The sequence below is a fragment of the Microbacterium sp. NPDC055521 genome (genome assembly GCF_053619695.1).
This window is the reverse complement of the sequence record NZ_JBSHJX010000003.1, coordinates 231,368-245,405: the sequence shown is the minus strand read 5'-3', so window position 1 is coordinate 245,405 and position 14,038 is coordinate 231,368. Positions and strand designations below refer to the sequence as shown.

Below are 14,038 nucleotides of genomic sequence, written 5' to 3'. Positions count from 1 at the left end.
GCATGGACAGGCATCGTCTGAGTCTGATCGTCGTCGGCGTTCTCGCCATCGGCATCGTGCTGGGCACGTTCTTCCTCGGCGTGCAGCCGCAGCTCGATCGCATCGCCCGCGCCGACGAGCAGCGAGCAGCGGTCGCGCAGACCAACGCCACGCAGCAGGCGCGCAACGCGGCCCTCGCCCAGGATCAGGCGAGGATCGAGGAATATCGCACCCAGCTCGCGACTGCACAAACCGAGATCCCGGCGCAGCGTTCCCAGCAGGCGCTCATCGACCAGCTGCACGGAGCCGCCGCATCTGCCGGTGTCACGATCACCACCCTCAGCTTCGACACCGAGATCGCCTGGGCGGCACCCGACGGAACAACGGTCGACCTGCCGCCATCCGGCACTCTCGTCGCGATTCCGATGACACTGGCCGCGACCGGCGAGCGCGCAGCCCTCGAGCAGTTCACCGCCAGCGTCCAGGCAGCGACCCGCATCGTGACCGTGCTGTCGAGTCAGTACTCGGGGCCCGACGAGCCGACGCTCACGTTGCAGGGCACGACCTGGGCTCTGAAACCCGCCGGGTGAGCCGACGGCTCGTCCTGCGCCGCAGCGGACGTCCCGAGCAGCATCCCACGGTCTCTCACACCAGTGGGATGCTGCTCTGCGTCTCAGGCGCGACGACGACCGGTGCGCAGCAGCAGGCCGCCGGCGACGAGGGCGAGCAGCGCGAGGATGCCGACACCGACTGCCCACTCCCCGGACGAGCCGGTCATCGCCAGCGGGTGACCGGAGCGGGTGAGGCCCGGACTCTGCTGTCCTGCGTCAGAGTCGCCGGTCGTCGGATCCGCGCCGGCTCCCGGAGCCACACCGCCGGTGCCGCCGCCAGCACCTGAGCCGCCACCAGGTCCCGACCCACTGTCCGGGCCCTCGCCGGAGCCACCCTCGCCGGGTTCCTGAGTGTCCTTGCCGTCGATCGTGAACGAGCGCACCTCCGTGCTCTCGACGCCGCCGAACGGACCGGTGGTTCGCACGTACCAGCCGTGCTCACCGGCATCCAGTCCCGTCCACGCGACCGTCGTCTGCTCGCCGCTGACGACATCCTGCACGCAGTCGATCTCGTTGGTGGTGAGGATGTCGACGCGGAACGAATCCGTCGACAGCATCTTCGTCACCGGGGCGATGCCGCCCGCGGCGTACGGGATCTCGAACTCCTGCATGCCGGCCGGACTGTTCAACGACGCGTCGTCCGAGTCGAAGTCGTCGAGCGACGGCGAGTAGGTGCGCACGATGATCCGCCCCTGCTCGTTGTCGAAGTGCAGCAGGCGCAGATACCCCTGACCGCCCTCCGGCAGACCCTGGTAGTCGAACAGCATCGAGTACACGGTGCGATCAGCAGTTCCGTCACCATCGTCGTCGAACTCGTCCAGGCGGGTGTAGGCGTCGTGGTAGTGGCCGGAGCCCACCGAGATCACGTTCGCGTTGGGCGCCACGACCTCGTCGTAGATGCGCTGCGGGAACGGCCCGAGCCCGCCGGTGGTAAGCATGTACTCGTGCAGGTTGATCATGACCTTGCGCTCGGGGTACTGCCGGATCACCGAGTTCATCCACGCGATGTCCTCGGAGTTCGACGCCTCGTCGTTGGGGTCGGGCCAGCCCATGTACATCATGAGCATGTCGATCCCGCCGGCGGTCACCAGATCGTAGTGGCCACGGTTGTCCTTGTACGACCCGCCGTACCAGGGATTCTCGGCGAAGCGCGCCTCGCCGAAGGTGGCGCTGTACGCGGTGTAGTCGCCGTCCCAGTGGCCGACGTCGTGGTTGCCGGCCAGCACGCCGTACGGGATGCCCGCGTCGTCGAGCTTGCGGTAGGCCGCGTCGGCGTTCTTCCACTGGTGCGGCTGGTCGTAGTTGTCGACGATGTCGCCGGTGTGGGTCATGTACTGCAGGTTCAGCGCATCGCGCTGCGCCACGAGGAAGTCATTCATCTTCATCTGGTGCTGATACCAGACGTCCGATCCGCCCGATCCGGCCAGATCACCCTCATTGCGGTTGTAGTACTGCGTGTCCGACAGCCAGCCGAGCGTGAAGTCGTACTGATCACGTGCAGTGGCTCCGGCGTTGAACGGTGTGACCCGCGAGTCGCGCGAACTCGAGTCGGCACCGGCCCATCCCTCGGAGTGCTGCACGAGAAGCGTCAGCTCACCGCGCTTCGCATGCCCGTCGACGGGCACCTCGGCCTCGAGCGCGAAGCTGGTCGGCGCTCCGCCTGTGGTGACGTGGCGGTCGACCTCCTCCCACGAGCCGTTCGTCTTCTGCACGTAGAGCAGCACCTTGGCATCCGCGTTGGCAGACCCCTCCCAGCCGACACGCACCTGGGCATCGGTGCCGACGCGCGCGGGGACCTGCACCGTGAACAGCTGGTACGGCATGGCCGTGTCCGAGGTCGCGGCGACCTCGATTCCGTCCAGTCGCGCGATGCGGGCCAGCTCGTCCTCGCTGAGCGGCTTCGCATCGCCGCGGTCGGTCGAGCGTGAGCTCGACGTGGTTCCGGCTGCGACCTGCACCTCGGCATCGAGTGAGGTGTACGAGTACCCCTCCGCGAAGCACAGCTCGAGACGATCGTCGACCTGAGAACCGGGTCGAGCGACGAGGTCGACCTCATCGCCGGTCAGCTCGGCGCCGTCATCGGGGCTGATCAGCTGTGTGCGCGGCTTCTCGTCGGCCGTCGAGAACTCGATCGTGCTCGTCGAGACGTTGCCGACCGCATCCCTCGCAGTGACGACCAGAGTGTGGTCGCCGGGGGCCAGCGCCAGCGAAGAGGTCGCCAGCGGCAGCGCGATCTCGTGCTCGTCGAGGGTCGCCACGACGGATTCGAAACCGGAGCCGGTGTCGGTGATCGTCGCGTCGATGGTGAATTCGCCGCGGTACTGCCGCCCGTCGGCGAGGGTGCTGTCGATCCGGGGAGCGGTGTTGTCGACGGTCACCGTGCGGGTGGCCGTGAGGGCATCCGGGGGCCCGGCGCGGGTCGCCGCGGTGTGCTCGGATGCGGTGACCACGTGCGGGCCGTCGGCGACGGCGGTCGTGTCCCACAGCGTCGACACCGAGTCGAACGCGTCGTCGGGGATGGTGAACGTCGCGAGGAAGTACACCAGATTGGCGTCGCTGAAGTTGATCGGCTCGACCGATGACGTGGGGCAGTCGCGTGCGGTCGGCTCCTTGCCCTCGCCGGCACCCGAGCAGGAGGTGGGGCGCAGCACGCGACCATCGGGCAGCACCAGACGCGGGTTCATCGCCGTGAAGTCGTCGTTGTTCTCGTTCGGATCGGGCTGGGGCCACGCCTTCGTCCCGGCGTAGACCCCGAGCGTCAGCTGCTCGCCGCGCACGACCTCCTGAACGGGGACCTCGGCGTCCACCGTCACGACGCGGTCGTAGTAGCCCTCGTCAAACACGGTCAGCACCGTGTCGCCGAGCTTCAGCCCGTTGCGGAAGAACGCGTCGGTGCTGGTCGCCTCGATGGCGAAACGGGGCGCACGCTCGAGAGAAGCGATGGTCTCGCCCACCGGCTCACCGTCGACAGACAGAGAGAGGGATGCCGGGTCGCCGTCGGTCGTCGCGACCAGCGGCGTCTGCCCGCCGACGAACTGGCCGTCGGCGACGTTCAGCCGTACCGGGTCGTCGGGAGTGCTGTCGAGAGTGAGGCGCACTGGGCCGAGGGTGGTGGTCTGGAGGCCGTCGCCTGCCGTGACCGAGTACTGCAGCCAGCGTTTGCCGTAGACATCGACCGAGGGGATGCGGTACTCGTATCGACCGGCCGAGGTGAACGAGAGTTCACGCGTCTCGGTCGCGCCCAGGTCGTCGGTCAGCGTCAGGGTGACGCGGCGCACGAGCACGTCGTCGGTGACGTCGAACCCGAGCGCGACATCGTCGCCCTGCGGCAGCTCAGAGCCGCCCGTCAAGTCGACGATCTTCGGAGCGGTGCCCCCCTCCGGATGCGGCACGTAGGCCTCGGCCACCTGGTCCGCGCTGACGGCTCCCGGGGTCGGGGTCGCGAGACCGAGCATGCTCTGGCTGGCGCCGGCGGGGTCGGCAGGCACCCACAGTGCGCCGCTGGTGTCAGCGGGGTTCCAGCCGTACTGGATCGCCGTGGAGGCGGTCGTCTGGCCGTCGTCGAAGTAGTAGGCGCGCGAGACGTCGTGCCCGCTCTTCGTCATCAGCTGCAGACCGCGCGCACCGCCGTTCGCCATACCGCCCGAGGCGATGGTGAGGATGCTCTCGCCGAGCACGAGCTCGGTGCCGAAGGCGGCGTTGAAGTCGGCTACCGTGTATCCCGCGCTCAGCACGGCCGGGTTCTGGATCCACAGCACGAGCGTCTCGCCGGGCGCGATGGCCGGCTCTCCCGGGCCTGCGGGCCACAGGGTCGAGGCGTTCGTCGTCGGGCCGCTCAGGGCGTTGTCGGTCGTGAGGTAGTGCAGCGCGTAGTCACCGAAACCGACCGGCGCGTCCGAGGCGTTGTACACCTCGATGAACTCGAAGGCATCGGACCCCGCCACGTTCGCCGTGTCGGGAGCCACCTCGGTGATCTGCAGGATCGGGCCCTTGGCGTCGGGGTCGGTGGGCTTGGGAGCGGGGATCAGCTCGCTGGTGACCTGCTCGATCGTGATGGAACCCGGTGTCGGTGCGGCGGTCTCGCCGGTCGGGTCGAAGTCGAGAAGCCGCGCGTCGGCCGAGCCGATCTGGTTCGGCACGGCGAACTGCGCGTTCCACGGCGTCGAGCTCACCCCGTCATCCGCGGGCACCCATGCACGCGCGAGGGCTGTTCCCTCGGCGTCCGTCAGGCTGAAGCCGCGTGAGCCGCTGTTCGCGAACCCGCCCTGAGGGCCGAAGCGCAGCACCTGCACCGTCTCGGCCACGCCGTAGAACGCGCGGAACTGCTCTTTCGTGAGGCTGCGGCGCGCGTCGCCGTCGGCGTAGTTCATCCAGAGCACGGCGGTGCCGCCGGCAGGGATCACCGCCGGGCTGTCGTCTTCGCCGTCGAGGTGGATCAGCGGCTGCACAGCGCCCGCATTCCACTGGCTCGTGTGATAGCGGATCTGCAGACCTTCGGCGGTGAGGTCGATCGGCTCTGCGGTCGTGTTCGTGATCTCGATGAACTCGTAGTTGTCGGCGCCGGCGTTGTCGCCGTTGATCTCGGTGATCGCCAGCGGCCAGTGCTTGGCTGCGTTGCCGCTCTCGCCGGTGATGAGAGCGAGATCGGATGCCTCAGATGCTGCGTCATCGGGGCTCGGAGCGGGGTCTGCGGGAGCCGTCTCGCCCGGAGTGGGGTCGGCGGGAGTCGGCTCGGGGGACGCCGGAGCCGTCGCATCCGGAGCCGGCTCGGTCGTCTCCTCCGGCGTGGGAGGATCCTCGGGCGAAGGAGTCTGCTCCGGGACGTCGGGCGTCGGCGAGGTGGTGCTCTGTGCAGGCGTCGCCGGGGTCGTCTCGTCTGCGTAGGCGGCCGCGGCGATCTGCGGTACGCCGCCGGACGCCAGCACTGTGGCCACGATCACCGCGGCGAGCGCTCCGGCTCCGGCGCGGTGGGGTGAGGAATGGGGCATGGAGAAAAGACCTTTTCACGAAGGGGAACGGCGAGTGCCGCGTCTCTTCGTAGTCACCCCACATGTCGCCCAGGTGTCCGTACGCGCCCGTCTTCGACCGTTTCGTGAACCCTCGGTGAACTTCGTGCTTAGAATCGCCTCGTGGCCGACGACGCACCACCACCCGCGGATGCACCCGCTGTGCATCCCTCCCGCCGGGGCTTCCTCAAGATGAGCGGGGCCGCCCTCGCCGGAGCGGTCGTCGGCGGAGCAGGCGGAGCGGCGATCGGGGTGTCACTGGCATCCGGCCACCGAGGCGGCTTCGCCAGCGAGCCCGACCCCTTCGCCGCGCTCACCCCTCGCAGCGAACCGGGCTTCGATCACATCGTGGTGCTCATGGGCGAGAACCGATCCTTCGACAACCTGCTCGGCTACCTGTACTCCGCCGAGAACCTGCCCGACGGCGAGACATTCGAGGGGCTCGCTTTCGGGGCGCACAGCAACACGGCATCCGACGGCACGGTGGTCACCGCGCACGTCTACACGGGAAGCACCGACCGGATCATGAGCCTCCCCGATCCGGACCCGGGTGAGGAGTACCCTCACGTGAACACTCAGATCTTCGGAACGGTCGATCCGAAGACCAACGCCGAGCTCTTCGTCGACCGGATGGAGGCGCCGTTCAACGCCCCGACTCACGGGGAGAAGGCGACGATGTCGGGTTTTCTCGAGGACTACCTCATCAACGTCCGGCGGTTGCGTCATGGTGCCGAGCCCACGCCCGAGGAAGCCGCGCACATCATGGGCTCGTTCTCGCCCGACATGCTGCCCGTGCTGTCGACACTCGCGTCCGAGTTCGCCGTCTTCGACCACTGGTACGCGGCAGTTCCCTCCCAGACGTTCTGCAACCGCTCGTTCTTCCACGCCTCCACCTCGCACGGCTTCGTCACCAACCAGGCCGGCGGCGGCTACCTGAAGTGGCTGGAGGCGCCGGCAGCCCCCACGATCTTCAATCGGCTGGAGGAGAAGGGGCTCAGCTGGCGGATCTACATCGACCGCCTCCAGCTGGTCTCGTTCACCGGCATGCTGCACGCATCCGTGCTCGAGAAGTACTGGCGAACCGAGCACTTCGGCACGATGGAGGACTTCTACGCCGATGCGAAGAACGGCTCCCTGCCGGCGTACGCATTCATCGAGCCGCGGATGGTCTACGACCACAACGACTTCCACCCGCCCTTCGGTGCGCCACGCGAGAGCACCGCCGACGGCGAGGAGGTGTTCGACAGCGCTGTCTCTGACGTGCGCGCCGGCGACCGGCTCGCCCACGACGTGTACGAGGCGGTGCGCACGAGCGCGTCGCCCGACGGCTCGAACGCCGTCAACACGCTGCTGCTGATCACGTTCGACGAGCACGGTGGATGCTTCGACCACGTGCCGCCTCCGCCGGCGACCCGGCCGACCGCCGACACGGGGCCCGGCGAAATGGGTTTCACCTTCGATCGTCTCGGATGCCGGGTGCCGGCCATCGCGGTGTCGGCGTACACCAGGCGCGGCACGATCATCCACGACGAGATGCATCACGGGTCGGTGACGGCCACGCTCAGCCGATTGCATGCGCTGGAACCGCTCAACGACCGCGACGCCTCGGCGAACACACTGTTCGACGTCGTCAATCTCGACCAGCCCCGGCATCCGGCCGATTGGCCCGTCACTTCTCCCGCCTACACGCCACCGAATCCCGAGAGCATGGCGCCCGCGTCGGGCGAGGCTGCGAAGCTCAAGCCACTCACCCCACCCGCCCGGGGGCTGCTCGGCCTGCTCATCGCCCGGTACGGCCGACCCGATGAGCCGGAGCCCGAGACGTTCGCCGACGCCTACCGCCTGCTGCACGAGCACGGCGACGGGCTGTTCGGCCCGCCCGACCGCTCGTGAACCCAGACGGTCAGGGAATCGGATCTCCCTGCACCGGACCCTCGGTGTTCGGCTTCCAGCCCAGCGCCGGGGCGACGTGCTCGGCGAAGGCCTGCAGCACGTGCAGGTTGTACTCGGGGCCGAGCTGGTTGGGGATCGTCAGCATCAGGGTGTCCGCCGCCATCACGGCCTCGTCGGCCCTCAGCTGCTCGATCAGCTCGTCCGGCTCAGCCGCGTAGGTCTTGCCGAAGGTCGAGCGATAGCCGTCGATGATGCCGACCTGGTCGCTGTTCTCACGCGAGCGCAGTCCGAAGTAGGCGCGGTCGCGGTCGCTGACCAGGGGGAACACGCTGCGGCTCACCGACACGCGTGGTCTTCCGGTGTGGCCGGCTTCTCGGTACGCCGCACGGAACAGATCGATCTGCTCACGCTGCAGCTCGTGGAAGGGCTGCCCTGTCGCCTCGGTGAGCAGGGTCGAGCTCATCATGTTCAGGCCCATGCGCCCGGTGGTCTCGGCGGTCGCACGCGATCCGGCACCCCACCAGATGCGGTCGCGCAGCGTGGGCGACTGCGGCTCGATGGCCAGGTAATGGCCCTCTCCGACCATGCGCGGGTCGCCGGGAGCGAGGCGCTCTCCGTCGATCGCCCGGAGGAAGAGGTCGAACTTCTCGCGGGCCAGCACGCTGCCGCGCTCGGTGTCGTCCTCGTCGTGGAACCCGAAGGTCTCGTAGCCCCGCAGCGCCGTCTCGGGTGACCCGCGGCTCACCCCGAGCGCGATGCGGCCGTCTGCGATCAGGTCGAGGGCGGCGGCCTCCTCGGCGAACTGGAACGGGTTCTCGTAGCGCATGTCGATCACGCCGGTGCCGACCTCGATGCGCGTCGTGCGCGCGGCCATCGCCGACAGGAGCGGCATGGGTGACGCGGCCTGGCGTGCCCAGTGGTGCACCCGCACGTACGCGCCGTTGACCCCGATCTCGTCGGCGCCCTCGGCGAGCTCGATGGTCTGGCGCAGCATGTCGCCGGCGGTGCGGGTCAGGGAGCCGGGCACGTCTGCGTAGTGCCCGAAGGAGAGGAAGCCGAATGCCTTCATGTCGTATGCAAACGCATGAAAGGAGGATGCTATTCCGCAGCCGGCAGCAGCAGACCGTCGAGCACCAGGCGACGAATGCGCGGTTCGATGTCGGCCCACAGGTCAGCGAGCGGCACATCGAACAGGTCGGCGAGTGCGGCGACGATCTGCCCGACGGTCAGTTCGCCGTCGCACGCGCCGACGAACCCGGCGAGCGCGCTGTCGACGCCGATCGTCCGCCCGAAGCCGCCGCCCTGGCGCAGCTCGATGACGCTCGGGTCGTCCTCCCCGGGCATGTGGTGCCGCGCCTCGGTCACGTCGGGCGCGACCACCAGGCGATCCGGGATGCCCTCGGCCAGCGCGTCGTGCGCGGCGAGGCCCGCACCGAGGGCGCGGCCGAGGTTCGACACGGGCTGCGCGATGGTCTCGAAGCGACGCAGCACCTCGGCATCCGGCATCGCGCGGCGCAGCAGGATGTACCCGAAGCCGACGGCGGTCACGCCGCGATCGGCGAAGTCGTCGAGCCACGCGGCGAGCAGCCGCGTGAACTCCGCATCGCGCGGCAGGGTGCCGCCGTCGCGGATCCACAGTTCGGCGTATCCGAGTGGCGTGAGCTCCTCACGCTGGATCACCCACGCGTCGAGATCGGCGCCCACCCACGAGCGCACGCGATCGAGGCCACGAGCGCCGGCACGCGACTCCCAGTTGCCGAGCAGCTGCGCGATGCCGCCCGGCGCGAGATGCGCGGGCGCGCGCCGCAGGAACTCCTCGACCAGGGCATCCCCTACCAGGCCGCCGTCACGGTACTCGTACTCCGGCACGCCGGTGGCGCGCGGCGTGATCACGAACGGCGGATTCGACACGATCAGGTCGAACGCCTCCCCCGCGACGGGCTCGAAGAGACTGCCGACGCGGAACTCGATGTTGTGCACGCCGTTCAGCTGCGCGTTCAGCTCGGCGTAGGCGAGAGCGCGCGCCGAGATGTCGGTCGCCACCACCAGGGCCGCATGCCGCGACACGAGCAGCGCCTGGATGCCGCATCCGGTGCCCAGGTCGAGTGCCCGCCCCACGGGCACGGGGATCACCAGCTCGGCGAGGGTGCGCGACGCGCCGCCGACACCCAGCACATGATCGGCGGGCAGCGCCGTCCCGAGGGCGATCTCGTCGAGGTCACTGGCGATCCACCACTCGCCGACACCGTCGGCGTCGACGAACGACTGCGGCCGGATCAGCGACTCCGGATGCACCCTCGCTTCCTGCACGCGGGCGAGACCCAGTGCGACCACGCCCGCGACGCCGACGCCGGGCAGCGCCCGCTCGACGGCGGCCTGCGGCTGCGGCATCCCGAGCACCCACAGCCGGCCCAGGGTCGCGAGCACGTCGTCGCGCGACCGCAGGGCGCGCAGGATCGGCTCGCGCAGTCCGCGGCCGAGCGCGTCGTCGGCCTCCTCACCCCACAGCGACCGCAGCGGCTCGGAACGGAAGTCGGCGGCGTCGAGATCGGCGGCGAGCGCCCGTGTCAGAGCGGCGTCGGGGCGGGGCTGAGCGCGATCAGGCACGGCGGTCACTCTACGCGCCTTCAGGGTTCCCCGCGTTGCGCGCCCTAGAATCGGGGGCGTCGTCGGTGCTGGCATCCGGCGACCCGCACTCATGATCTCGAAACTCCGTGAAGGCCGACGCCCGCGCGCGCGGCGGCTGCTGAGCCGCCTCGCCGCGGCCCTCGTCGTCGGCTCCCTCGGCCTGACCGCCGCTTCGCCGGCGGTCGCCGATGACGCGGACGCCGAGCAGCAGGCCAAGGCGGCCGTCGAGATGTTCCTCTCGGTCGGCGACACCGGTGAGGCGGCGCTCGGCGCCCCGCTGCTCGGCAGCGTCACGATCGAGAACCCCACCGACAGCGACCTCACCGCCGGCAGCCTCAGCGTCGAGCTGAACACCACTCCCCTCGCCGACGGCGCCGCGCTCAACGCCTGGCTCGACGACGACACCGTTGGCGGCGCCTTCCGCCCCGTGGCCGTGGAGAGCTCGCCGGCGGTCGCCGACGGGTCTGACGAGACGGTCGACCTGACCGTCGAGCCCGCCGCGCTGGGCGAGCTCGCGCCCGGCGTCTACCCGCTCCGGGCCCGGCTCACTGGGACGACCACCACCGATGCAGCCGGCAAGACCGTGCCCTTGAGCGTCACCACCGGATCGGTGCTCGTCGTTCCCGCGCCCACCGACGCCCGCACGGCGGTGATCGTGCCGGTCACCGCGACACCCGAGAACGGCGCACTGCTCTCGGCCGACGAGCTGAGCACCCTCACCGCCGAGGGCGGCTCTCTCGCCGAGCTGATCGACGCCGTCGCCGGCACCAGCGCGATCCTGGCGATCGATCCGGCGATCCCCGCATCGATCCGCGTGCTCGGCGACCGCGCTCCCATCAGCGCCAGCCAGTGGCTGGAGCGCTTCGAGGCGCTGCCGAACGACATGTTCACCCTGCAGTTCGGCGATGCGGATGCCACGGTGCAGGCTCAGGACGGGCGCTCCGAGCTGCTCGGCACGCCCGATCTCACCCCGCTTCTCGACCCTGCCGACTTCCCCGCCGTGGATCCTAAGCTCGAGCCGACCTCGAACCCCACCCCCACGCCCATCCCCACCGCCGAGCCCGAACTGCCCGACAGCAGTGAGCTGACGGCCGTGCGCGGTGCGCAGGGCAGCATCCTCTGGCCGCGCCCGTCGGTGACCGAGCAGGATCTCGCCGCCTTCGGCGCCTACCTCGGCGACAAGGTCACCACGATCCTGCCCTCCACCGCGGTGCAGGGCGACGACGCTGCCGTGCACAGCGCGGTCGACGCGCGCGACCTGATGATCACCGACGCGGCGGCGTCCGCGCGCCTGTCGGCGGCCGTCGAGCACACCGATCCGGCCGCGGCGGATGCCGGGATGGCCGCGGTCGCCGGGCATCTCTTCTTCGCCCAGCAGCGCAGCGCCCTCACCGCCGTCGCACTGGATCGATCCGAGACCCGCTCCCCCGAAGCGCTGCGCAAGGCCCTCGTCGCGTTCGCCAGCCCCGGTGCGACGCTCAGCACACTGCGCGCCGGCGATCCGGCATCCGTCTCACTCACCGAGACGACTGCCGGTGCGAGGGTGGCAGAGCTGAACAGCATGCTGGCCGCCGCCGACCGGCTCAGCGCCTTCGCGACGATCCTCGACGAGCCGGCCGTGCTGCTCGTCCCGGATCGCATCCGCACGCTGCGGGTGATCGGAGTCGGCCTCAACGACGAGGAGTTCGCCGAGCAGGTCGCCGCCCACACGAAGCGCGTGAGCACCACCCTCACCTCGGTGACCGTGGTCAAGCCGAAGCCCGTGCAGTTGTTCACCTCGGCCGCACCTCTTCCCGTCTGGGTGCGCAACGACCTGCCGTGGCCGGTCACCGTCACGCTGTACAGCACACCGTCCGTCAACCGTCTCGACATCCAGCCGGCTACCGAGGTGACGGCGCTCGCCTCGAGCTCGACCCGCGTCGACGTGCCGATCGAGGCTCGCGTCGCGAGCGGCCGTGTCGATGTCACCTTCTGGCTCAACAGCCCCACGGGCGTGCCGATCGGGCAGCCGGAGGTCGCCGACGTCACGCTGCGCGCCGACTGGGAGGGCATCGGCCTCGTCATCCTCGGTGGAGTGATCGTGCTGCTGCTCATCGTCGGCAGCGTGCGGATGGCTCGTCGCCGGAGAGCGGATGCCCTGCACCAGGCGCAGGGGCCGAACGGGCCCGCAGAAGGAGAGCAGTGACAAGTCTCGGCCGCGCCAGCGCCATCCTCGGGGCGGGGACGCTGATCTCCCGCATCACCGGTCTCGTGCGAACGATCGTGCTGGTCGCCGCGATCGGCACCATCGGCCAGGCGGGTGACGCCTTCGGTGTCGCAAACCAGCTGCCGAACAACGTCTTCACGATCATCCAGACGGGCATCCTCACCGCGGTGATCATCCCGCAGATCGTGAAGTCCGCCAGCCACCGCGACGGCGGGCAGGCGTACATCTCGAAGCTGTTCACCCTGGGCACGGTCGTCTTCCTCGGCGCGACTGTGCTGGCCATGCTCGCCGCCCCGTGGCTGGTGGCGCTGTACGGCCCGAACTTCACCCCCGAGCAGATGGCCCTCGCGATCGCGTTCGCCTTCTGGTGCCTGCCGCAGATCTTCTTCTACGGGCTGTATGCCCTGATCGGCGAGACACTCAACGCCAAGCGCGTCTTCGGGCCGTACACGTGGACCCCGGTCGCGAACAACATCGTCTCGATCGCGGGATTCCTCGTGTTCATCGCCCTGTTCGGCGACAACCAGAGCCGGGTGGATGTCTGGGATCCGACGATGATCGCGGTGCTCGGCGGCACCGCGACGCTCGGCATCGCCGTGCAGGCCCTGCTGCTGCTCTTCGCCTGGCGTCGCACGGGTCTGCACCTGCGCCCCGACTTCCGGTGGAAGGGCGTCGGCCTCGGCCAGGTGGGCACGCTCGCCGGCTGGACGTTCCTGATGGTGATCGCGGGGCAGATCGCCGGACTCATCCAGACCCGCGTCGTCACCGACTCGTCGGGCGACTACCCCTCGGTGTTCATGATGCAGGCCGCCTGGCTGGTGTTCATGCTGCCGTACTCGATCTTCGCGATCTCGATCGGCACCCCGTACTTCACCCAGATCGCCGAGCACGCCCACGCGAACCGGCGCGATGAAGTGCGCTCCGACATCGCCCGCTGCATCCGGGTCGTGTCGCTGTTCATCGTCGGCTCGGGCATCGCCCTCGCCGTCGCCGCGGTGCCGGCCACGCGCATCTTCACCGAGAGCCCCGCGGATGCCGTCGCCGCGGCCCCCGTGCTGATCTGCTATCTCGTCGGTCTGCTGCCGCTGTCTCTGCTGTTCATCGTGCAGCGCGCGTTCTACGCGTTCGGCGACACCCGCACCCCGTTCGTGTTCACCCTCGTGCAGGTGGGCCTGATCATCGGCTTGTCGTACCTCGCCGCCGCGGTCGCGCCGCTCAGCCAGCTCGCCGCCGCGGTCGCCCTGGGGCAGTCGTTCGCCGGGCTCGTGCAGACGGTGATCGCCGTGCTCATCCTGCGGCACCGTCTCGGCGGTCTCGAGCTGCCGCAGACGCTGCTCTCTCTCGGCCGCTTCGTGATCGCCGCCGTGCCCGCGGGCCTGGCCGGATGGGGGACCTATCTGCTGCTGGGCGCCGACCGGGGATGGGCCGCCGGGCAGACCGGATCGACGTTCATCGACAAGCTGCTCGGCGCGGTCGGCACCGGTGTGATCGGCCTCGTCGCCGTCGTCGTCTACGCGCTCGTGCTGCTGGTGCTGCGTGCGCCCGAGATGGATGTCGCCCGCAGGCTCGTCACGCGGGTTCTGCCGCGACGCTGAGACCCGTCGAGGGCGGCGGCATCGGGCATCCGGACTCGTCGTCCTGCGCGGCGGCTCTCCCGGCGCGCGGGAATGCCGCCCGGTTACCATGGGTTGAAGCAGACGACGCGGATCACCCCG

The 14,038-nt window shown here is 69.7% G+C and carries 7 protein-coding genes; 4 read left to right on the top strand and 3 right to left on the bottom strand.

Going from position 1 to position 14,038, the window contains the following annotated elements:
* Positions 1 to 2: 2 nt before the first annotated feature.
* A complete protein-coding gene (locus ACWGSM_RS04700; RefSeq protein ID WP_452321801.1) occupies positions 3 to 569 on the top strand; it encodes a type 4a pilus biogenesis protein PilO in 567 nt (188 codons plus the stop codon).
* An 83-nt stretch (positions 570 to 652) separates the two neighbouring features.
* Here the strand turns inward: ACWGSM_RS04700 and ACWGSM_RS04695 are convergent, their stop codons facing one another.
* A complete protein-coding gene (locus ACWGSM_RS04695; RefSeq protein WP_452321800.1) occupies positions 653 to 5,578 on the bottom strand; it encodes a metallophosphoesterase in 4,926 nt (1,641 codons plus the stop codon).
* Positions 5,579 to 5,719: 141 nt separating this feature from the next.
* On the opposite strand from ACWGSM_RS04695, the gene ACWGSM_RS04690 reads away from it, so the two are divergent.
* Complete coding sequence (locus ACWGSM_RS04690; RefSeq protein ID WP_452321799.1) at positions 5,720 to 7,489, top strand: alkaline phosphatase family protein; 1,770 nt, start codon at positions 5,720 to 5,722, stop codon at positions 7,487 to 7,489.
* A gap of 10 nt (positions 7,490 to 7,499) precedes the next feature.
* On the opposite strand, the gene ACWGSM_RS04685 is transcribed toward ACWGSM_RS04690, so the two are convergent.
* Positions 7,500 to 8,558 (bottom strand): LLM class flavin-dependent oxidoreductase, encoded by a 1,059-nt coding sequence (locus ACWGSM_RS04685; protein ID WP_452321798.1) that lies wholly within the window; start codon positions 8,556 to 8,558, stop codon positions 7,500 to 7,502.
* A gap of 29 nt (positions 8,559 to 8,587) precedes the next feature.
* Positions 8,588 to 10,105, bottom strand: coding sequence for a class I SAM-dependent methyltransferase (locus tag ACWGSM_RS04680; protein WP_452321797.1), 1,518 nt, complete (start codon positions 10,103 to 10,105; stop codon positions 8,588 to 8,590).
* 82 nt (positions 10,106 to 10,187) lie between these two features.
* On the opposite strand from ACWGSM_RS04680, the gene ACWGSM_RS04675 reads away from it, so the two are divergent.
* Both ACWGSM_RS04675 and murJ read left to right on the top strand, forming a co-directional pair.
* On the top strand, positions 10,188 to 12,302 hold the full coding sequence (locus ACWGSM_RS04675) for a DUF6049 family protein (RefSeq protein ID WP_452321796.1): 2,115 nt from the start codon (positions 10,188 to 10,190) through the stop codon (positions 12,300 to 12,302).
* On the top strand, positions 12,299 to 13,918 hold the full coding sequence (gene murJ / locus ACWGSM_RS04670; protein WP_452321795.1) for a murein biosynthesis integral membrane protein MurJ: 1,620 nt from the start codon (positions 12,299 to 12,301) through the stop codon (positions 13,916 to 13,918). Before ACWGSM_RS04675 ends, murJ begins: the two co-directional genes overlap by 4 nt.
* The last annotated feature ends 120 nt before the right edge of the window (positions 13,919 to 14,038 follow it).